At 55.0% G+C, this 22,338-nt stretch carries 16 protein-coding genes; 2 read left to right on the top strand and 14 right to left on the bottom strand.

From position 1 onward, the window contains the following. Positions 1 to 207: 207 nt before the first annotated feature. Positions 208 to 876 carry a hypothetical protein gene (locus RCH87_RS02535; RefSeq protein WP_306515185.1) on the bottom strand — a complete coding sequence of 223 codons (669 nt, stop codon included), beginning with the start codon at positions 874 to 876 and terminating at the stop codon, positions 208 to 210. 89 nt (positions 877 to 965) lie between these two features. On the opposite strand from RCH87_RS02535, the gene RCH87_RS02530 reads away from it, so the two are divergent. After that, positions 966 to 1,724, top strand: a complete 759-nt coding sequence (locus RCH87_RS02530; RefSeq protein WP_306515184.1) for a hypothetical protein — start codon at positions 966 to 968, stop codon at positions 1,722 to 1,724. 117 nt (positions 1,725 to 1,841) lie between these two features. Next, a complete protein-coding gene (locus tag RCH87_RS02525) occupies positions 1,842 to 3,164 on the top strand; it encodes a hypothetical protein (RefSeq protein WP_306515183.1) in 1,323 nt (440 codons plus the stop codon). A gap of 55 nt (positions 3,165 to 3,219) precedes the next feature. On the opposite strand, the gene fepB is transcribed toward RCH87_RS02525, so the two are convergent. From fepB to RCH87_RS02460, 13 genes are all read right to left on the bottom strand, one after another. Beyond that, the gene (gene fepB / locus RCH87_RS02520) at positions 3,220 to 4,317 is read right to left on the bottom strand and encodes a Fe2+-enterobactin ABC transporter substrate-binding protein (RefSeq protein WP_306515182.1); all 1,098 of its coding nucleotides are present in this window, start codon (positions 4,315 to 4,317) and stop codon (positions 3,220 to 3,222) included. A gap of 92 nt (positions 4,318 to 4,409) precedes the next feature. Continuing rightward, positions 4,410 to 8,102, bottom strand: a complete 3,693-nt coding sequence (locus RCH87_RS02515) for an amino acid adenylation domain-containing protein (protein WP_306515181.1) — start codon at positions 8,100 to 8,102, stop codon at positions 4,410 to 4,412. An 8-nt stretch (positions 8,103 to 8,110) separates the two neighbouring features. Then, complete coding sequence (locus RCH87_RS02510) at positions 8,111 to 8,344, bottom strand: phosphopantetheine-binding protein (protein WP_306515180.1); 234 nt, start codon at positions 8,342 to 8,344, stop codon at positions 8,111 to 8,113. A gap of 30 nt (positions 8,345 to 8,374) precedes the next feature. After that, a complete protein-coding gene (locus RCH87_RS02505; protein ID WP_306515179.1) occupies positions 8,375 to 9,955 on the bottom strand; it encodes a (2,3-dihydroxybenzoyl)adenylate synthase in 1,581 nt (526 codons plus the stop codon). A gap of 12 nt (positions 9,956 to 9,967) precedes the next feature. Further along, positions 9,968 to 11,107, bottom strand: a complete 1,140-nt coding sequence (locus tag RCH87_RS02500; RefSeq protein WP_306515178.1) for an isochorismate synthase MenF — start codon at positions 11,105 to 11,107, stop codon at positions 9,968 to 9,970. Continuing rightward, on the bottom strand, positions 11,104 to 11,787 hold the full coding sequence (locus RCH87_RS02495; protein ID WP_306515177.1) for an isochorismatase family protein: 684 nt from the start codon (positions 11,785 to 11,787) through the stop codon (positions 11,104 to 11,106). Before RCH87_RS02495 ends, RCH87_RS02500 begins: the two co-directional genes overlap by 4 nt. 52 nt (positions 11,788 to 11,839) lie before the next feature. Further along, the gene (locus RCH87_RS02490; RefSeq protein WP_306515176.1) at positions 11,840 to 12,622 is read right to left on the bottom strand and encodes an ABC transporter ATP-binding protein; all 783 of its coding nucleotides are present in this window, start codon (positions 12,620 to 12,622) and stop codon (positions 11,840 to 11,842) included. Further along, positions 12,612 to 13,577, bottom strand: coding sequence for an iron chelate uptake ABC transporter family permease subunit (locus RCH87_RS02485; RefSeq protein ID WP_306515175.1), 966 nt, complete (start codon positions 13,575 to 13,577; stop codon positions 12,612 to 12,614). The genes RCH87_RS02490 and RCH87_RS02485 overlap by 11 nt, the downstream gene beginning before the upstream one ends. Positions 13,578 to 13,679: 102 nt before the next feature. Continuing rightward, positions 13,680 to 14,681 (bottom strand): iron ABC transporter permease, encoded by a 1,002-nt coding sequence (locus RCH87_RS02480; protein WP_306515174.1) that lies wholly within the window; start codon positions 14,679 to 14,681, stop codon positions 13,680 to 13,682. 15 nt (positions 14,682 to 14,696) lie between these two features. After that, positions 14,697 to 15,842 (bottom strand): hypothetical protein, encoded by a 1,146-nt coding sequence (locus tag RCH87_RS02475; RefSeq protein ID WP_306515173.1) that lies wholly within the window; start codon positions 15,840 to 15,842, stop codon positions 14,697 to 14,699. 42 nt (positions 15,843 to 15,884) lie between these two features. Continuing rightward, positions 15,885 to 18,188, bottom strand: coding sequence for a hypothetical protein (locus tag RCH87_RS02470; RefSeq protein ID WP_306515172.1), 2,304 nt, complete (start codon positions 18,186 to 18,188; stop codon positions 15,885 to 15,887). Between the two features lie 39 nt (positions 18,189 to 18,227). Further along, positions 18,228 to 19,232, bottom strand: coding sequence for an iron-siderophore ABC transporter substrate-binding protein (locus RCH87_RS02465; protein ID WP_306515171.1), 1,005 nt, complete (start codon positions 19,230 to 19,232; stop codon positions 18,228 to 18,230). Positions 19,233 to 19,406: 174 nt separating this feature from the next. Beyond that, positions 19,407 to 21,944: a YncE family protein gene (locus tag RCH87_RS02460; protein ID WP_306515170.1), complete on the bottom strand. Its 2,538-nt coding sequence runs from the start codon at positions 21,942 to 21,944 to the stop codon at positions 19,407 to 19,409. Between the last annotated feature and the right edge of the window lie 394 nt (positions 21,945 to 22,338).

Genomic DNA, 22,338 nt, shown 5'->3' with positions numbered 1-22,338 from the left:
CCGTGATGCCGCACGCAAGGCCGTTGCCTACTGGATTGAAGTCGTCTACAACCGTCGGCGTCGGCACTCTGCGCTCGGTATGGCAAGCCCCGTCGATTTCGAGAACCACATCACCCACATCGAAAACGAAGAAAAAATAGCTGCCTAACCACTAGGTAGCTCTACTATGTGTCCACGATTTGCGGGCAACCCCCGGTGGTCTTTGTCTTAGGCGGCGTTGTCCTTGTCGATCCCCGATAAAATCCTCTCACTCTCCAAGTTTAAATTGAGTTGCACCTGTGCTACCTGTGTCAACTCTCTTAGCTTCACCATGATTGAACCATTAGCAGGGTTTAGGTTTGCTACCAACGGACGCCAACCATATTGACCGAGGGCTCTGGCTTCGACCGCCTTGTCGTAAATTGCTTTTTCTTCTTCGACTGCTTTCCAGACTTCTCCGATACAGTCAGCAACTAGCTCTTCTGTTATTTCCAAGTCACAAAGATTTAAGTGCATAGTTGCGGACCAGTAGAAGCCTTCCAACGAAGTCATCCATTTTTCATGTACTAACTGATCGTCCTGTGTCCTGTCATTTAACTGAAACTGCAACATATCGTTGGAGGTCTTTTGCATTTCCAGAAAGATTGCCTTGACACAATTGGCGATCGCTTGGCGCTGTCTTGCTTGTTCATTGCGCTCGAGCTGTTCCAGTTGTTCCCATTCGCGTCGGTTGTCGTCGGCCTTACGCCTAGCGTCCTCGGCTGCTTGGTCGTCCTTACGCCGTTTGTCGGCCTCTTTTTGGTCCTTTACACGGCGTTTATCAGCCCACCAATTATTGAGAATTACGCCCAAGAGCGCGATGAGGGCGACTACTAAAGAAGTGATACTTTGACTCATAGGACCAGATTAAATACTTACATGGTGTTGGCACCTCCCCACGTACCAGCGGCACCCGTTCAACGCCTTAAGTGGCGTTTCCCACCTGCATGTTTGCACCTCGAGGCGGTGACAGTGGCACCAATCTGCCTACCCCCATAAAGGTTTACACCAATCCACCAATTACCAATCTCATCGCGCTGTGCCAGCACCATCACAACATCAAAACTGACAAACGTGCGCGCCCAATCTTTGAACCCGCCAGCGGCACCGTCGTGTGGCTATTCACCGATGGCACCTGGCAATCCACAGAAGCCGACGGGCCTTTAGCGCATCCGAATCGACGTTGGGTGCAAACCCTGCGGCAACGGCAAGCGTGCTACCGCAAATCCCAACGCGAAGAAGCCCAAAAGCAGGCACAACGCCAACGACGACAAACACCGCAACCAGGTATAAACTTCAAAACCGGGACTGGCTGGAAAGATTATCTGGACTTCACCGCAAAGCAACAGCACACCGATTTTAGCGCTGAACAGCAGCACTCCAGTTTTACGACGATGACGAAAACCCAGGAGCAACAACTCTGGGACAGCGATTTAAACCTGCTAAAACTCAGCCTGGATAGGTACAGTTTCGCTGCGATCAAAATCAAAGCCTGCCAAGAGCAATTGGCCACGATCCACCAGGCCATCGACTTGCTGCGTGAAACCGGGCCAGGCTCCGCAGCCGACGGTAACCCTACCGATAGTGCATACGCTTTCACCACGATTTCGGCTGAGGCAAACACCGAAAACGACAGCACCACAGGCACCGATCCCAACGCCCCCGACGAAACCACCAACCACAACGAAGAGGAGCCACCATTTTAAAAATCACATGAAATCATCGATCCCATGAAATTACTGTGATCGATACGGTAGATTAAAGCCTACTATTATCCACATCACACCAGACCGGACCAACAATACTTCCTGCAGGATAACCCCGTGACAATCATTCACCGATACGCCCCCAGTTCATCCATCCGCAGCCCATATTCCGTAGCGACACTGGTATGCGCCGCGGCGCTCACTCTCAGCGCGTGCAACTCCGCCGAGGACGATGCCACCGCGAATCCACAGCAAGACACGACGCAAGAAGCGCAGCCAACCAAAAATGCAGAGAAGCAAAAGAAGAAGCAGGCGCAAAAGCTTGCACAAACCTACAGTGCTGTCCTCGACAACCTGGATGCTGGTGAGTACTCTCTGGTGCATATCGACGATTCCGCCCATCCCACCCTGCTGATACGCGAACACAACCCCGGCGAGATGACCACTATCCGTGTCCACTACCCCACCGACGATCTCACCAGCACCACGCTGCTGGAACACGAATTCACTGATGGTGCTGCCAGCGCCAGTGGCAGCCGCGCGCGCCTGCTGACCAGTGCCGACCACAACGGCTTGCTGCAAAAATCGTGGCAGTCAAGTTCGCCGGATCGCAAAGTAGAACGCTACGTGCTTGCCGGCGGCACCATGCACAAGGACGGCCAAGAATGGAATGTCAATGCTCAGGCGATTCCAGCCGAGTACAGCGATGCCGCGCAAGCAATTATCTGGTCGGAAGTCTCGGAGCGTGAGCTTATCAACGCGCTTGCCGACGGGCACGACAACCCGATGGACATCCTGCGCAGCGCCGATAACTACCCGCACTTCGTTGCCGGGGCTAATACTTCTGATCCATTTGCCAAAGCCGTGCACGAAGCCTTTATCGACCAGTGGGTCGAAACTGGAAAAAATGATGTCGTGGTAGAAGCATATTCCACGGTCACGGGTCAGAACTATTCCATGAGCTGCGATGGCGGGGCAGTCGACGGCATCGTGGTGTGTGCTGGTGGTAACCAAGCATCGGTGACGATCTCGGATGAAGCTCGTAGTGAAGGAAGCGGAGGCGGCAGTGGCAGCACGGGCGCTGGTGGCGAGTCCCAGTCTGCGCCGTCGCAAAGCACGGGTGCGGCAAACCAATACACCGGAACGGTGCGGGTGATGACGGGGTATGAAATCCTCGCGTTGCAAGGGATATCCCCTGACGGCTTGCACGATCTTGCAAGCGACTCAGTAAAAGTTGTCATTTTAGACAACCCACAAGAAGTGACTGCCTTTGCAATACCCGGCGCCAGGGCGACTAGAACAGCACAGATGGCTGGTTTGCCGATAAATTGGCCACATCAAGACGGCGAGCGCATCACCCTGCAGATTGATTCCGAAACATGTTTTTGGCCATCAGATGTAAGCATCCCCCGAGGCCAGCCACGGTGCTATCAGCATTAAGCATCCTTCGAGGCCAGCCACGGTGTTAGTCCGCTGCTGGTTTAAGCCGGGATTATTACTTCGCGAAGTGCTTTTCCAGCTCATCCAGCATGGTCATCGCGCTGTAGAAGTCCAGGCGGAACAGCTCTGGGCTCATCAGGTAGATGGCGTCGTTCGCGATGGCCGGGTTGTTGGCCAGCAGTGGGTTGTTCTTCAGCGCCTCGACTGGGTCATCGCCGGTGGTGCTCATGGTCAGCACGGTTTCACCAGCAACGGCCTGCGTCGCGTTTTCTGGCACGACGGTCTTGACGTCCTTACGGGCGCCACGAGGGCCAGAGGTGTCAACGATTTCGTCGGCAGGCACCGCAACCTCGAATCCGACGGATTCCAGAAGCTGGCCCTGCGAAGATTCTGAGCTCCAGAAGTTCAATCCGCGATCGCCCGGAAGTGGCATCACGAAGTTGGTTGGCTGCTCAGGAAGCTCAATGGCCTTGGTGACCTCTTCCAGACGATCCTCGTATTCCTGGATGGCTTCCGCGGTTTCCTTTTCATGCCCGGTAGCCTCGGCCAACCGACTCATGACCTCAGTCCAATCTTGGTCGGAATAATCCACCACCATGATCGGGGCACCAATTGCGCTGAGCTTGTCGTAATCAGTGACGGCCGAGTCCTGTCCACTAGCACTGACGACGATCAAGTCTGGCTCCTGCGCAGCGATCGCTTCAACATCCACCTCGAGGTTATACAGGCTCTCAACGCCCTTTTCTTTGGCCGCATCTGCCCATTGCAGGAAGAAACCTTCATCGTCGGCCAATCCACCAGCAGCTGCACCGCCGGTCGCCTGCACGGGCGCGTCCATCGCCAGCAGTGAACCGGTCAGGGTCACCGAAGTAGAAACAATCTTCTGTGGCTTTTCAGTGAGCTCAACCTCTTCGGTATCTCCGGTAACTTCACCGTTATTAACGACGAGGGAATCCACGGTACGTGGCCACGAAGTCGCATCATCTTCACTGGACGAATCGGCACCAGATGCAGAATCGGTGTTGGTTGCTTCCGTGGTGCTGGCAGAATCTGCTGCTGAATCTTCATCAGCCTGGCTACAGCTAACGAGGAACAGACTGAGAGCAGTCAGAGTTGCACCAGCGATTTTCACACGATGACGACGAATTGTCATAGCTTTCCTTCCAGAAAAAATTTGCGAACCAAATAGCAAGCCTAGCCTAATCCATAAACAACCTGCAATAAGAATGGCAGTTTAATTCGGTTTTACTGAAAATCCCCTTCTCGCTTTGGACGCTCACTGCTTAACAGCTGTGCAGCCACCCGAAGTACCTTTGGCGCGACCATCCCCGGGTGGGTAGCAGCGACAACGTGCTCGACGACGTGTTCACAATGAGGTTCCCAAGCCGAGGCCACGAGCAACTCTGAACGCACATCACACTCATCACCTGCCACCAGGCAATGCACGGTTCCGTCGTAGTACCGCGTGGTGTGGTTACGCATCTCAGTCGAATTATGCTGCACCATCGTGATGATCGTGCCCACCTCTTCTTCACTGAGCTGCCCGAAAACTCCGGCGGAGTCCTGCAATGCACCCAGCACATCACTGGTAGTCGCAACCTCGGCGTTTACTCCCGCCATATCGCAAACTCCCTGCAACAGTTCTTGCCGGGTAGGCGCAGGTAGTTGTTTCCAAACCTCCGAAGGGTAAGCATCCAACAGCACAACACCAGCAACGGCGATCCCAGAATCTTGCAACGCCACCGCACAGTCTTGCGCCACCACGCCACCGACGCTCCAACCAACGAGGTGCACGCGCGTCGCCTTATGCTCACGCAAAAATGCGAGCACACGGCTGGTTTTTTCTTGCACCGTCGCGTCCGGTTGGGTTGACTGCACGCAAACAATGCCGCGGCCATCGTGCTGGACGACGGAAGCCAGCGGGAAATACGCCCACCCCAGACCGCCCGCGGGGTAGAAACACACGATGAGCTCTGTGCTCTCTTTTGGTTCACGCAACCACAAAAATTCCGCAAACCCGTCAGCTCGCCGCACCTGTGCCAACTGCGCCGGGGTCGGGTTCGCAAAAACATCGGCGACACGCAGGTTCAGTAGTTTCGCGAGTTGAATCGCTGACAAGGAATTTCCACCGGCTTCAAAAAAGTGGGTGTGCACATCACTGATAGGGGTATCTAGTACTTGACTAAAAGCACGCAAAACCGGGTCATCGATCTGCACTTCTTCACCTGAATCCAGCAGAGGCTCTGCTTGCTGCCCCTGGCTGTGGTGGTTTGGATCCGGCAAACGGCCATGATCGAGCTTGCCGTTAATCGTCGTCGGGATAACAGCGATGCGTGAAATATGGCTCGGCACCATGTACGCAGGCAATCGGGTACGACAGAGAGCAGACACCTCAGCCACTAAATCAGCAGCTGAAATATCTCCCGCCTGGCCTTCAACCTGGCTTTCACCCTGGTTTTCAACCTGGCTATCTCTTAAATCTCTTAAATCTCTTAAATCCTCAGCAACCACATATGCGATGAGCGCGGGTTGGCCACGATACTCTCGGATCACGGCCACCGCTTGCGCAACAGCAGGATGCTGCTGCAGTACTGCTTCCACCTCGCCCAGCTCAAGCCGCTGGCCGCGCAGTTTCACCTGTGAGTCTTTTCTGCCCAGGTAGTGCAGTTCGCCGTCGGCAAGCCAGGCCGCGTGATCCCCGGTGTCATAAGTTCCGTTGCTGAAAGCTGGGCTCGCCAAGCCTTTGTAGCCTTGCGCAACTTGCACGCCACCAATGATCAGCCGCCCACCGAAGCCTTTCGGCAATTGCCGTCCACGAAAATCCGTTATGAAAATTTTCGTATTCCACACCGGGGCACCGATCGGCACGAATTGCGTATCCTCATCGCTGACGGTGTGCGCCGTAACATCAATCGCGGCTTCTGCCGGGCCGTATAAATTATGCACCCTGGCCGCAAGTTGTTTACGCGCAGATTGCGCCACACCTGCAGGCAATGCTTCCCCCGAAACCATGACGTTGCGGAGATAAATCTGCACCTGCGGGTCATGCAAGCTCAAATAACCTTTTAATGCTGAAGGCACAAAGTGACACAGGGTAGCGCGAGAGCGATGAAGCGCAGCTTGCACCGCTTGCGGGTCGGTGTGTTCTCCCGGTTCCAACAGCCACGCACACATGCCATAGGTCAAGGGGTACAGGTATTCCCAAATGGAAACATCGAACGACGACGGTGTCTTATGCAACACCACATCATCGCTGTTCAAACCATATTTTGCGGCCATCCATGCCAAACGGTTAGTGATGCCCGCATGCGTATTCACCACAGCCTTCGGTGTGCCCGTCGAGCCTGAGGTAAAAATAATATAAGCAGCATCATCGGGTTGCCGCGTAGCCGGTGCGACTGGTGCGTGTGGCGGTTGCTGCGACGAAACTACCATGCATCCAACGCTTGGCCCGCCAATTTGAACCTGCGCCTGTGCCGTCTGTGCCATTGCTTGTCGACGTTCCACCGGCAGCTGCGGATCAATCGGCACGAATACGCCACCAACGCTAATGACAGCCCCGACGGCAACGATGAAGTCCACTCCACGTTCTAAATGAACCACCACCGCCTGCCCTGGCTGCACCCCGGCGGCTCGCAGTGCCGCTGCAAGTCCAGAGATTTTTTCTCCTAATTGCAGGGTATCCAGTTGCGTGGTTTTCGTGCGCACAAGCGTCTTCCGGGTACCACTCAGTACGGTCGCTAAGTTTTCACCCAAGGTGGGCATAGCGATGCGGTGTTGCATCCCCTGAAAAGATGCTAATTCGGAGCGTTCAGCAGGCAGCAGAAAATCGGGTTCGCCGGGATTGTCAATCGCGTGAGCAAGCCGTGCTGCATGATTGTCAACGATTTTTTGCAGGTTACTGCCACGTGCCATGACGAAGATGTCGCGTTGGCCGTCCGGGCACGACTGCACAATGATTTCAATGTCGTCGATTGGGCCGGCACTGATGGTGCGCATCGAACCGACCAGGTTGCCGCAACGAAATTGTGCACTGAAGGGGCGAAGATTAATGTGCGGGCAGCATCCGGAACAATTTACATCCGTGAATTCGTCCTGGTGCGCATCATATCTGCGGGTTTTGATGGAAACCTGGGGGCGCATGTCGACGGCCGTTTGCCCCATCGGACGGTTTAGCTGTGGGAATCCCAGCACGATCTCTGCAGAATTGGCCATGCTAGCGCAATATTGCGCCACGGTATTAATGACAGAGCCAGCAGTACTCACTCTCGCGTGCCCTGTGACCACCACTTCGTCGCAACCGAGCGTGTTGCCGTCCAGCGCTGCGCTGTGGTGTACTGCGCTGTCTTGCAGAATTCCCAGCATCATCGCCGATTGTTCGGTGCTGGCAGAAGGAGTGAATTCTGCAGGTCGCGCATATTCAGCTGCCGGCGCAAACGGAGAGGCTGGATCTGGCTGCCCAGCAACGCGACGGGTGTAAGTCTGGCATATAAAATCCAGAATGCGATGAATGGAGTAGCCATCACCAGTGAGGTGATGAAAACGCGCAAGCCAGGCTGTGGTGCCGTCGACAAGCTGCAGCAGGTAGTGCTCCGTCAACGGAGCAGTGCCCGGCACCGTCACTGTGCGCGATGCCCAACGGAATAATTCCTCACCGTAGTTGTGCTCGCTCGCGACGAGATGCACAGGGATGTCCGCCTCGGGGGTATAGCGAGCTTGTTCGGCACTGCCATAATCGGCACTGCCATAATCAGCGCAAACCACCGGGATCTGCCGCAGACAATGCAGGATGCACTCACGCAATAGTTCGCGGTCAAGCTCACCTGGGAAGTGAATCAGCTCAGCGCATTGAAATTGTGCGCTTTCGGGATACTTGCTCTGCGCCAACCAAATATCGCGTTGCGTTGCAGAAAGATAAAAATTCTCGGCCTTCGCCACGATATTCCTTAGTTTTCTTCAAAGGCAGCGAGCCACTGGTGCAGAAAGGGCTGTTCGAACAGAGTGTGAAAATTGACGTTGTAGCCGGCAATTCGCCAGCTTTCGGCCAAGGTGACTAGCCGGATGGAATCCATTCCTTGATCAGTCAGCGCAACGTCGTCGGCAAGACTATCGGGTTCACAATCCAATACTTGCGCGATATCGGAGCGGAGGCGTTCGAGGGTCATGATCGGTTGAGACATGAAAAGTCTTTCCTTTCAATTAAGCAGGGTTTAAGCAGGATTGACGAACTGGTTCTGGAGTTGACGGCGAAGGTCTTTCCGGCTGATCTTGCCGACGCCAGTGAATGGGAACTGAGCAGCGATACGGAAGACATCCGGGATCTTGTATTCCGCCAGGCCACGACCACGCAGGTGCTCTAAGATGTCTGCTTCGCTCAACTGTTCTGTAAGAATGAAGGCCCCGCAGCGTTCACCGAGGTACTCATCTGGAACAGAGACCACCGCCGCATCGTTGATGCCGGGGTGTGCTAGCAGGTGGTTTTCGATTTCTTCCGCAGAGATTTTCTCACCGCCGCGGTTGATCTGGTCTTTTTCCCGTCCTTCGATCACCAAATGCCCGCTGGGCAACTGGCGAACTATATCACCGGTGCAATAAAAACCGTCTTCAGTGAAAGACCCCGGATCAGCATGATTGAAATAACGACGAATCGTGTACGGTCCACGCGTCAACAGCCGTCCACTTTCTCCGAACGGAACTTCTTTTCCGTCCTCGCCCACGATGATAATTTCGTCAGCAGGTGACATCGGCCGCCCTTGGGTGTTCATGATCAGTTCGTCGCTATCGTGCAAGCGCGTGTAATTAACCAACCCTTCGGCCATTCCAAACACCTGTTGCAATTGGCAACCAATCCCCTGGGCTACCCGCTGCGCAGCTTCCGGGGTAAGCTTCGCGCCACCTACCTGCAGTAACTGCAGGCTGCTCAAATCGGACTGCACCATCGGCTGCAGCCGCGCCCACATCAATGCCAGCGGAGGCACCAGCGCCGTCATCGTTACGCCGTGTTGAGCGATCATGTGCATCGTTGCCGATGGTGATGGTTCATCACACATGACGACGGTGCCGCCAGCATAAAATACGCCCAAGATTCCTGGCGACGACATCGTGAAATTATGCGAGGCAGGCAAAACCACTAAGAAGCGTGTCTGTACAGACAGCTGGCAGATTTTCGCAGATTCACGCACGGAGTATAGGTAATCAGCGTGCGTCCGTGGAATCAGTTTCGGCGTGCCGGTGGTACCACCAGAAATTTGCAAAAAGGCTAAATCCAGTGCTGGTACCACTGGTGGTTCTAGGCAGTCTCTGCCCTGCTGGTGTTCCAATGCTGGCTGCTGAATCAGCAATAAACCAGGAAATTCTTGTTGCAGTTCTGCGGCTTTAACACCAGCTCGGGCGGAACCAATATAGCCACGCGCAGCGGTGGTGCGGATAAAATGAGTGATCTCTGCGCGGCCGTGTGAATTCAGACTGAATATAGGTATCGCTCCCAGGCGAAATACCGCGGCGACGTAGATAACGTAATCCACAATATTGGGCAGTTGAATCACAACGTAATCCCCACGGTGTATTCCGCGATCGGCTAATGCTCCCGCCGTGGCATCGATTGCCTGCCCGAGTTCTTGATACGTCAGTGACACCCAGTTTCCACCCATGTCAGGTCCACATACTGCCTCTTGTTGTGGGTTGCGCTGAGCGGCATCGTGAAAAAAATTGACGAAAGTATCATCCGTCCACAGGCCTGCTTGCCGGTATGCATCTACTACATCGGATGGATACAGCGGATCATGCTGCATTATTTTTCTCCTTTAATCCTGTGCGCCGGTTAATTCTGTGTTCCTGGGCTGTTGTGCGGTTGTGATGCCGAGCGCTGCACGAATAGGACCTAGTTTGAATCTGGTTTCTTCGAGTTCTTTGTGTGGGTCAGAATCAGCAACGATTCCGCCACCGGCATAGGCAATCGCGGTATCACCGGCGATCATTGCGCTGCGGATCGCTACCCGCCATTCACCATCACCCGCAGCATTGGCCCAACCGACTGCCCCGGCGTACAGCCCGCGGGATGGTTCCTCGGTGGCCAAAATCGATTGCGCTAATTCTGACGGCGCCCCATTGACAGCTGCAGTGGGGTGCAGCATGCGCGCTAAATCCACCACGCTTACCGTGGGATCATGTAATTCACCGAGAATTTGGGTGCCCAAATGCCACGTGTGCGAAGTAGACATGAGTGAAGGCTTAGTTGGAACCGTTAAAGTCTTACACATCGGAGCTAGTGTGTCCCTGATTCCTTCTGTCACGAAAGCGTGCTCGTGATGGTCTTTACTGGAATGTTCCAACTCCCGCGCTAGCTGTTGATCCTTGTACGGGTCTTTTTCGCGACGCACACTTCCTGCCAGAGGGAACGACGAAATGATCGCTCCGGTCTTCCGAATCAACACCTCGGGGCTGTTGCCTAGGAAAAACTCATCGCCGCCGAGGTCGACGAAATGGCTGTAATATTCCGTCGAATTATTCGCCAAGCGCGAAAACACCTGATACGGGTTGATCGCGTCGGCAAACTGGTACACCTCCCGCCGGGAGGCCACGATCTTTTCCAATTCGCTGGAACGGATCTGCTCCACCAGGCGCGCAACTCTGCCAGCATGTTCGTCCCAGCTCGGTAAGTAGTTGGTATGGAGCAGCCGGTTTGCCCGCTGAGGTTGGCTTGCCTGCTTACGCGATTTGTCATCACGCTCAGACGCAGCGAGATACGGGCCGTCGGCAAGCGTGATTGTCGACGGTATGAACAACGCCGCCGTATCCTGTGGGTGAAACGGCATCGCCCCAACCAGGGGATATTCGCCACGATCCGCAAATTCGAGAGCACAGTCGACGGATTCGAAGCGACGTTCCACCCCATAGGCCGTTACCCCAGAGTGCGCCTGATTGAATATAAACTGCGGTCTCATGATTGCTGGATTGCTTCCGCTGCTTGCGCTGCTTCCAGTGCTTCCATTGCTTGCGCTGTATCGACAACAACACCACAGTTATTGGCAACCCACTGCAACATGCCCGCGTGCTTGGCGGCTGAAAAATCCGCGATGGCATCGGAGACCACAAACGGTTGAATATCTCGCATGAATGCGTCTGCGGCAGAAACCTGGCATCCAATATGGCCATACACTCCGGTGATCAGCAGCTGATCCCGTCCCGCATAGCGCAGCGCTTCTGCGAAGTCTGTGCGCACGAACGCGGAATAGCGCCATTTAGTCAATACATGATGGTGCTCCTGCGGTGTCAATGCAGCAATCACGGCAGCCTGACTTGCGGTTTGCAGCCCGCTTCCCCAGCGATCAGTCAGCAGACCACGACGGATCGGTGCCTGCCGGGCTGGTTGCTGCGAGAAAAACACCGGCATCCCCACTTCGTCGGCAAGCGTAATGAGCTTAGCGATATTGGCGACGACCGTGCTGATTGGTTCCGAGTTTTCCTGGTAAGCATCGACAAAATACTGCTGCATATCGTGCACCAAAAGTGCAGCCCGGTTTGGGGCGATTGTCCAGTCCAGGAGGTTTTGCTTACAGTCAGCGACGGTGTGCTTTGTCAGCACGTCGGCTAATGAATAGGGAGTAATAGCTGGTAAAGACATAAGGCCTTTCTGAAGTAATCGGATTAGTGCTCAGTAGTAATCGGTTTAGTACTCAGTTATTTTTCGGCACCACGATCGGGCGGCCGGTTTCGGGATCTTCCAGCAGGATGCAGTCCAACTCGTAGACCTGCGAGATCAGCTCAGGTGTCACTACTTCGTTGACCGGACCGCTGGCTTGAATCGCACCGTCCTTCATCACCACCAAGTTGGTCGCATATCGAAACGCCATCGACAGTTCGTGCAGAACCATCACGACGGTTTTTCCTGCTTGTTGCAGTTTTCGGCTCAGGTTGAGAACTTCTACCTGATGGGTGATATCCAGATAGGTAGTGGGTTCATCCAGCAGCACCAGCGGGGTGTCTTGCGCCAGCACCATCGCCAGCCACACCCGTTGGCGTTGCCCGCCAGATAATTCGTCCACACGTCGGGTCGCTTGGGCGCTGATCCCGGCATGCTCTAGTGCATCGGCGACTGCTTGTTCATCTTGCTCTGACCAGGAACCGAAGACGTTTTGATAAGGGTAGCGGCCGCGGGCGACCAATTCATCGACGCGAATACCATCAGGGGTCACCGGTGATTGCGGGAGCATACTCATGGTGCGGGCAATTTCTTTCGCCCCCATTTCTGCCAGCGGTTTTCCGGTTAATGAAATCATTCCCGTGCTGGGAAGCACACGGGAAAGGGCGCGCAATAACGTGGATTTTCCGCAAGCATTCGGCCCGACGATCACGGTGATTTCTCCTCGCGGAATGGCAATATTCACCCTATCGATAATCGGGTTGCCGCCGTATCCAACCTGTAGGTTTTCGCCCGATAAAATCACGTCAGTGTTCATTCGTGTGCCACTTTCTTAGTAGTAACCAGATCAAATACACTCCGCCTAGGCTGCCTGTGACGACACCGACGGGAAGTTGTACCGGGGCAAAAAGTCGCTGCGCGATGATATCGCTGAGCAGCACCAACGCGGCACCCATGAGCCCGGAACTCAACATCGCGATCCCAGGATCAAAACGACGCGCAAGCTGGGGTGCAGCGAGTGCAACAAAGGCGATTGGCCCAGCAATAGCAACCGAAAGTGCCGTCAAAACGACGCCCACCGCGATCATTTCTCGTCGTCGTCGATGCACGCGGACGCCTAATCCTGCTGCCAAATCATCGCCGCTGAGCATAATCTGCAACGGGCGCGCTAGTAACAAGGCAAGCGGCACGAAGACTGCCAGCACTGCCACGAGGGCACCGATCTCTGGCCAGGTGGTTGCATTCAACGAGCCGGCTAGCCACTGCGCTGCGGTTTGGGCCGGTCCCAATTCAGCGCGCACGATCAAAATCGAATTGAGCGCTTGCAAAATCGCAGCGGCACCGATGCCCACGAGCACCAATTGGGTGCCACTGACCCGCCGGTTTTTAATACTCAGAAAATACACCAGCGTCGCGCTAATCAACCCGCCCAGCATTGCACCAACGCCGATGGCGGCGGGCCCGGCCTGCACGACGATGATCGCGACTAGAGCACCCGAAGCGGCGCCGGTGCTAAAACCGATGATGTCGGGGCTACCCAGGGGGTTATTCGACAACCGCTGGAAAATATTGCCCGCCATACCCAATGCCGTGCCCACCATGATCGCACCAAGTACGCGCGGTAGGCGCTGGTCTTGCACGAAATATCTAATCAGCGGATCGTTGCCGAATCCGAACAGCCCAGCCACGGTTTCTCCCAAGGTCATGGGGTAATCTCCCAGCAGCAGGCCCACGATAGAGGCCGCAAGGATTACCGCGAGCAAACCACTCACAGTAAGCAAACTTGCGCGATAAAACCGTGCTCCGAACAGGCTGACGTACCGGCTTGAGTACTCGTTTGCGTACCGGCTGGGCGAAGAAATTCTGTGCTTCATTTACACCGCCCCTATCTTCTTCATGCGCACCACCGCAATAAAAATTGGGCCACCCAATACTGCCGAAAGCAATCCGGTTTGTACTTCTTGCGGCATGATCACCACCCGCGCCAACACGTCGGCAGCTAAAAGGAATACCGGGCCGATGAACACTGATCCCACAAGAATTGCGCGGTTATCATGGCCAAATAATCCGCGAGCAGCATAGGGGACTGCCAATCCAACGAACATAATCGGGCCGACGGCAGCAGTAGCCGCTCCTGCCAAAATAGTGATCGCCGCGAAGGTCATGATGCGGGTACGCCAGACTTTCACACCCAGGGCAGTGCCCATTTCTTCGCCTAAAGACAATGCGTTGAGGGAAGCTGCCGAAGCGAAAGCAAAAATCAAACCGACGACGATGAAGACCCAGATGTGCTCCAGAACGAGCCAGCCGCGACCTTCTACCGATCCAGCAGCCCAATAGCGAAACTCATTGAATGCATTCGCGTTTGACAGGATAATCGCCTGCACCAGTGAGCTAATCGCCATCGAAATTGCTACACCGGCGAGAGTCAGACGCGCTGGGGTGGGCACCGAATGCCCTCCGGCGCCACCAAGCAGGTACACCATGATGCTGGCGAGCAATGCACCGATGATAGCCAGGAAAATGTAATTCAGGATTCCCTGGATTCCGAAGAAGGCGACGCCAGCAACCACCGCGATAGAAGCACCGGCGTTAATTCCCAAGATGCCAGGGTCGGCCAGTGGGTTGCGGGTCAGCGCTTGCATCAACGCGCCCGCGACTCCCAGCGCAGCCCCGACCAAGATCACCAAGATCGTGCGGGGCAACCGTTGCTGCAAAATCAAGACGTTGCTGGCTTGATCACCGTTGTTGCTCAACGCAGCCCAGACCTGTGCCGGGGCAATATTGTTCGAGCCAAAAAACAGCGATGCCGCAATTGCGGAGAAGAGAACGGCCACTGTGACAACAGCGGCCGGCAAAAGTTTAAATCTCGTCATCAGTGATTCGCGCTATCAGCCCTGGAAATACTGCGTCGGACGGAGGTATTGCTCGCGGTTGTTTCGTTCTTCCCGACGATCACGGCGCATCTGCAACAGCACCCACACATTGATCGCGGTGAAGCCGACCAGCAAGATAGCACCACCCACGAACATTCCAATCACAGGAGCACGCGCACCCGAGCTTTGCTGTGCAGCCGCCTGCGAAATTCCACTGGGCTGGGACGGATCATCGGCATTTTTATCGAAGATTCCTGCCGAGCCAGCACCAGTATTGGCGCCTTCAGCCAAGAAAGATCCATCAATGCCAATGGCTCCGCCAGGGGCACCGGACCCGCCGCCGCTGGTTCCGGACTGGTTTTGCGCACCACCAGCCCCGCTAGGGGCACCGGCGCTACCACCAGTGTTGCCACTGCTTGCAGCAGCTCCACCATTAGCACCTGCACGTGCAGGTGCTTGACCTTGTGCACGCGCCGGCGCTTGTGCTCCCTGAGCTGGCGCTTGGTTGCGCGCAGGAGCTTGGCCTTGACCTTGAGCCTGATTGCGCGCAGGAGCTTGGCCTTGATTGCGTGCCGGCGCTTGCGCTTGCCCTTGACCGCGGGCTGCTTGGTTGCGGTTAGTTTGGTTCCCGCCGCCTTGGTTCGGACGTGCAGCGCCTGCTTGGTTATTCGGGCGTTGCCCTGCAGCAGCGCCACCGGCACCACCGGTATTGCCACCGCTACGGGCTACAACTGTGAAATCAGAGCCGCCACGTGCGGTATAGCCGAGGTTATTCTCGCCGCCAGTAGCCAGGTAGCGCACCCAGTGGCCGCCCGGGGCAATATCGCAAGGTAACTGCAGCGAACCAGAAGCACTCCCGCCACTACCAATACGCTGCGTTTGCACCACACCTGCGCCGTGAGTTGCCTGATCAGTGCCATCACCGTCATCAATTTTTAGATGCACGGTTTCGCCTGCAGGAAAACCTGACACGGTCCAGTTGATGGTGCCACATTGTTCGACGGTCCTCGGGCTTACGCTCGTCGACGTCCCCGGGGTATCCGGCGATGCACCACCCGGAGGAAGTGCTGCAGCAGGGAAGGCCGTCGCTACTAATGCACCAGTAAAAACCGCAGCGACGCCAACTCGGCGTACGGCCTGGAGAATCCTTTGCCCACTCATGTTCTTCTTTTCTCGTTCCCGAAGATCTTGTATGCCGAAGGTTTAGTTTTTCTTGCGCGCTATGAATGCCACGACAGCAGCACAAATGGCTGAGAGCACAATACCGGCTGCGATCAAAAGCCAATCTTCTGCCCGCATCGCCGACGCCCCTGCGGTGGCCAGCCGTGGGCTTGCCGCATTACGGCCCATGGTTTCTTTAGCCAGTTCATTGCCCAGATCGAGATCGACCCAACCGAGCAATCCGCTGTTATCGCTAATGGCGAGCGTGTAGGAACCGTCGGGCAGCCCCGAGGTATCGAAGGCAATTTCGCCGAATTCATCCACCTGGGCCCAGCCGACCGGCGTCGTCTTGTCTTTGTCGTCAGTGTAGATGTGCAGGAATACCCAGTCACCCGGCTGTTTGGATGGCAGCAGGACGTAGACGATATCACCGTCGAAGGCTGCCGATAGCCCACCGGAATTACTTTCGTCAAGGTCTTCACGCTTGTCGACGGGCTGGTTCAGCTCTCCTTGCGGCTGTGCTGGCCAGTTACCCGCTGGGTTTTCTGGTTGCTGTATTGCCGAAGAATCCACCGCGAAGCTTTGTCCGCCGCCGGTTTGTCCTGCAGTCGTTGCGGCTGCTGGGCCAGCTGCGATCCCTGCGTTGACGTTATCCGCCGTCGAAGCCTGTACTACTCGGTAGTTGTCGTCGGCATAGTTTGTGCCATCATCGTAATGTGCGGCTTCGTAATCGGGGCTATCCGAATAAGCGCCGGTGTTATCGCTGGATTCTCTGGTCTCTGCTGGCTTTTCGACTTGCGCCAACAGCTTTTTCAGTTCGCCATCCAGGGTTCCCAGTGCCGCGGTGAATTCTTGAATATCGTTGTTCGCGGTTTTTGTGGTCGTCGATGCGCCGTTGCTTGCATTACCCGTGGTACCAGCTGTTCCGTTGGCTCCTGCCCCAGAATTCGCGCCGGTATTGTTGCCAGTGTTGTTTCCAGTGTTGTTGCCAGCGTTATTCCCTGCGTTGGTACCAGTGTTAGCTCCGGTATTCACCCCCGGCCTGGTTGCAGGACCATTTGGCGTGTTCGTGGAAGGTTTTTTCGGTTCCCACCAGTCCCATCCCAACACTTTATTCTTGTCGTCTTGGTTACCACTTTGGATCACCAGCTTAACCTTGCCTTCGGGGATGCGCACCTGACGGCCGTTCACGGTATCCAGTGGAAGGACTACCTCGCCTTTGTCGTTCAGTCGTGCCCAGTAATTACCCCAGGGCAGCCGTGGTGAACCATCAGCAATATAGGTGGTGGCAAAAATCCAATCGTCCTTCTTCCCACCATTAACCGTCACCCGCAAGGAGTTATTCGATTCTGTGATCTTCAAATCATGTTCGGTGCCCACCGGGATATCTTCTTCGTAGTGCACTGGCTCTGGAGGTACCGACGGTCGATACTCACCAATAACGAAAGGCAGACGCGCGGTGAACACGGGATCATTTTCTTTCAACGAACCGGACAGCACTTGAATGCTGTGTTCTCCTTCTTTGAGAACATCTTTCGAGGTCGCCGGGGTTGGTAAATCCATTTCAAAATCAAACGTCCCGTTGTTCGGGTCTGCTTGTTCGACGTGCCAAATCGTCGCGTTGTCGTATTTTCCATCACTACGGGTTACCTGGCCCGCATTGTATTTAAAAGCTACGCGTGCACCTCCAGTTTCAGCGTTGCAGAAACCGGTTCCAGAAATTTTCACCTTGCCGTTCTCCGCGGTTGCAGCCGCTTTTACTTCCGGCTTCGGCGTGGTGTTGGTGCACTCGATGATCTCTTTTTTCGGCGGAACGTATTCCACGCCCCCAACGACCAACCATGGACTGGTCAACGAATGTTGCTCCTGCCCCGTGATCAAACCGCTGGCAGCGTTAACCCGCAACGCTTGCCCTGCTTTCAGGTTCGCCGGCAATGTAATTTTCTCAGTAAACGAACCCTGACTATCAGCATTGAATTGTGCCCAAATGGTCTGGTCCGGTTGCCCATTGCCAGGGTGGTTGATGATGTCTTGGGTGCGGGTCAATTGCGCATTGTTTTCAATATTCAATTTCACCGTGACGGTAGAACCGGCTCCCCAGTTTTCACCTCTCACTATCGCTTCACCACCGGCTGCGACGTTTTTTTGCACTTGCAAAATGGTGCCATCTTTTTCAGCTTGCACCACGGTGATGGGATTATTATCTTGCGCTGCATTGACTTGCGCTTGTGCATAGTGAATTTCGGGATTCAGCATGGCAACGGGAATGCCGGTCAGCAACAGACAGGAAAATCCTGCGACGACGGCCGGACGAGCCGAGTGAAGAGAGCGAGAAACTGAGTACATGGGAATGCGATCCTTTAATTAAGGCTTAACCTGCGGAAGCTAAATGAGAGCGGCGGCGATATCGTCCAAGATTTTGTGCATGAGCAACGGGCCTCCGGTGGAAGTCCACGCGGAACCGTCTACCGGGATGATGCGGTTAGACTGGAATGCTTTTAATTCGGTAAATCCAGGAACTTTTTGAGCTTCTTGGATGCTTTTAATTGCATCGTCAACATCGGCGGTACCGCCCGCTTCCGGGTTATCCACCGAAGAACCTCCCAGGGTTCCGAAGAAGATGTAGTCGGCGTCGATATCCGCGAGGTTTTCCAAAGACACTGGCTCGGAGTGTCCGCGTCCTTCACGATCTTGGTTTTTTGGACGCGATAATCCCACATCCTCTAAGGCTCTACCTGCAGGAAGGTCTTTCAGGATCAACGCTGGAGAATTTCCTTGCCATCGAACCACCGAGAAGGTGGAGTCGCTGTAATCGCTCAAAGCAGTTTTCAGCTCACCAGCTTTTTCTTCGTAAGCAGCAAGGATTTCTTTGCCCTGCTCTTCCATATTCATCGCTTCTGCTGTCAGTGCGAAGTTTTCTCGCCAGTCGCCACCTGCGTATCCGGTGAACACCACTGGGGCGATTTCACGCAGCGCAGCGATAATCGGTGGGTTGTTGTTGATCGAGGTGGCATCAACCAGGATGAGATCTGGATTAGCTGCCCCGATGGCCTCGAAATTGGGTTGGGCAACTGCCCCAAGCAGCTCAATTCCGCTGGCCTGTTCCTGCAGGTAATTCGCTACGGTCCCCTGGCCGCGGCCAGTGACAGTACCCGCAGGGGTTACGCCCAACGCAAGTAGTCCATCAAGCGTTGGTTCAGACAGAGCGACGACGCGCTCTGGGTGTTCAGGAACGGCAACTTCGGTGCCTTCAACATCTACTACTACTCGGCTTTCACCATCGACGGCTGCGGAAGCAGAATCTCCATTGGCATTTGAGCAGGCTGCCAGGCCCAGCGAAGCCAGTACAGTTAAAACCAGTGCACTCATAGTTTTTGAGCGAATTTTCATGGCAGCAGCAAGGCCTTTCACGATTTAGAGCAGTATTTTCGGAAGCGTTAGGTGCAGGGCTAGCTGCAGTAGTAGATAGTGAACGCACCGGGGAATAAACGGTTGCAGGGTTGCACGCGTTTATCCCCGGTTGCATGGTGGAGAAATTCTGCTGAAGATCTCCAACTCAGTTAATTAGTGCAGGTGTGGTGGTACCAGGTGGCGTGGAATTACGCCGATGTGTACCAAGTGCTTGATCAGCTGAGTGATACCGAAAGCAGCTGCACCGATTCCTGCGAGGCCAACGAAGAAGTTGATGACGCGTTGGAACGTGGTCTCACCGGCGTGAGCGTTATCCAGCACAGAGCTTCCGTTGTCGCTCGGAGCTGGCTCTTCTGGAGCTGGGGTTTCTGCACCAGCACCTGGCTTGGTACCTGGGGTTTCTGCACCAGCACCTGGCTGAGTGCCCGGTTGGGTACCTGGGGTTACCACACCGTTGAACTTGTAACGGTGAATCTCGTCCTTTTCAGTGTCATTGGCACGAGAGCCCTTGTTTACGGCATAAACAGCGCCATCTGGTCCCACAGATGCGTGGTTTGCGTTAGCACCAGCTGGCAGGTTTGCAACAACCGTGTTGGTGTTGACGTCAATGACGGTGATCGTTCCTGCAGCACGGTTGGTGACGTAAACCCGGTTGTCAGTTGCGTTGTACTTCGCGTTGAGCGCGCCTGCACCGGTTGGGATCTCCGCGATGATCTTGCCATCCTTAGCGTCAACTACCACTGCGTTACCAGTGCCCTGAGATGCGACGTAGAAAACGTCCTTGCCTGGAACGTAAGCAACACCAGATGCACGATCTACCTTGTCGCCCAAGTCGTAAGTCTTGATTTCGTCGTTGTTACGCACGTTGATGCGCGCAGCCTTCGGAGAGCTCAAGGAAACGGTGTACAGGTTGCCGGTTTTTTGATCCAGATCCATCGACATGACGCTCGGGAATTCAGGAATCTCAATGGTTCGGACGATCTTCTTTTCTTGCGCGCTGTAAACATCAATGCGCCCGGAGTCGGAACGACGATCCACTATCGAGACATATGCCAAGCCGGTGGTCTCATCGACGACGACATCACGTGGGTGAGTCGAGCTGCCCTTTTCCCACTGGTGCACCAGCTCCAGGTTGTCCTGGCGGTAAACAGCGACCTGGTCGCTGCGGGTGTTGGTTATCCATACCAGGCCACTCTTGTTATCCAGGCCGATGCCGTAGGCCGCTGGGGTACCGTCGGCAAGCTTCTTTTCTGCTTTAACCTTGAGGGTTGCTGCATCAAGCTTGTAGATGGAACCATCTTCTTTCGGTGGGCGTCCGTTGGAACGAGCGACAAAGATTTCGCCCTTGTCGTTGACAGCGCTCTGGTACAGGCCAGGGGCGGTTTCCACCGTGTTGATTTCATAGTTCTGCTCGTTGAAGCTGGTTTGCGAAGCCGCAACGGTCTGCTTCAGCACGCGGGTAACTGTATTACCACCGATTTCGTAACTGAACTGCACTGGGGCGCGGAATACTGCATCTGCTGGGATTTGTACATCCTTGATTTCTGCCACGCCCTGCTCGTTGGCAGTTGCTGTTTGGCCTTCGGCCAGCCAGTTTTTCTCGGCGGTTCCGACGGCAGTGATCTTTGCACCTGGAGCCAGGTTCACACCGGTGAAGATTGCTTTTTCACCTTGTGCTGCGTTGTTAGAGATGTTTCCGGACGATTCAGTCTGGACAGTTGCTTCGGCGCGAACAGGTTTCTCGGTACCAGCGCGGAAACCAATCTTGTGTTCACCTTCAAGTGCCTGGCCTGGCGCAAAGATAGCGGTACCTTCAACGGTTCCGTCTTCGCCGACCTTGATGGTCTTCGCAGTTTGGCGGCCAGCAACGAATTCCACCTGCTTGTCACCGGATTTTGCCACCACGTCTTGTCCTGCTGGGAAGCCTTCCAGCTTGAACTTCACGTTGACCTGGCCGGCCTTGACACCACGGCCGTCGGCGCCATAGGTGGTCGCCTCAACCACAGTGGCTTTTGCAGTGTTTTCAGCTCCTGGGTTTGTCTGTTCTGGCGCAGGCTGAGTTGGGGCTGGCTGTGCCTCAGAAGTTGGTGGAGTGTCAGGCTGAGTTGGGGCTGGCTGAGCTGGGGCTGGGGCTCCAAGAGTGCCACAGGCACCGGCCTGATCGCCTGGCGCGAGGATGTGAATTTTGGTAGGCACGCTCAGCTGGCCTTGCTGATCATTACCCCCAACTGCCCGGATCTCATATTGACCCGATTTCAATGCCTCGCCTCGTGGGGTAGCCTTCGGCAATACCAGCTTGGTTTCAAACGTTCCATCAGCCAAAGGCGTGTCTAATTGCAGGTCAGTAGGAGCATCTCCCTTGAGATTTGCACCTGCAGACTGGTCCTCTGGCCACGTCAGTTTGTTTGCGTTGATCTTAAAAGTGATGAATCCTTGTTCGCCGCGAGGTTTGAATCCGGTTCCTTTAACCGTAATCACGTCACCGGGTGCATAGTTCTTCTCTTCAATGTGAAGAATGCCTTCACCGATCTGTGGTCGCGCTTTCTCCTCCGCCGTGCACTCTGCAGTATCGTCCTGTGCAAATGCAGGTACGGTGTTCACGACGGAGAAGCCGCCGAAAGCTACTCCAGCAGCCATAAGACCAGCTAGAGCGCGCTGCGTGGCCCATTTCTTAGGGGTGTGATTTTTCACGGAAAACCTTTCTGTCAACAGGAGTCCTCGCCCAGCAAAGCTTCCTGTGGGAGATTCAAATGAAACTGTCGATTTCCTGAAGATCATGAATTTCCTCTGGCAATCTCTAAGTCGAAAATCATGCTAAACCACCAACCCCATTCCACCAAGGCTTGCCACGCCTGAAATCACTTAACCGAGTCTCACCTACACCTACCGACTAAAATTGGAATCACGATTACAACTAATGTTTGATATATAAGCCCAGCTCAATATGTGTCACCTCAGTAAATCCCGACCCCAAACCCGTCCCGTTGAGATGTGAGACACAGGGGGTGGAATTGGGGGTAATTCCTATGGGGTAGGCGTACACAGCTAAACCAGACGCAAGCCTAAAATGATTCAGATCACCTTG

Origin of the sequence: Corynebacterium sp. (assembly GCF_030826625.1) — a bacterium.
In the GTDB taxonomy this organism is placed as follows: domain Bacteria; phylum Actinomycetota; class Actinomycetes; order Mycobacteriales; family Mycobacteriaceae; genus Corynebacterium.
Note: the sequence above shows the minus strand (reverse complement) of the source record. Positions and strands in the feature narration are given on the sequence as shown.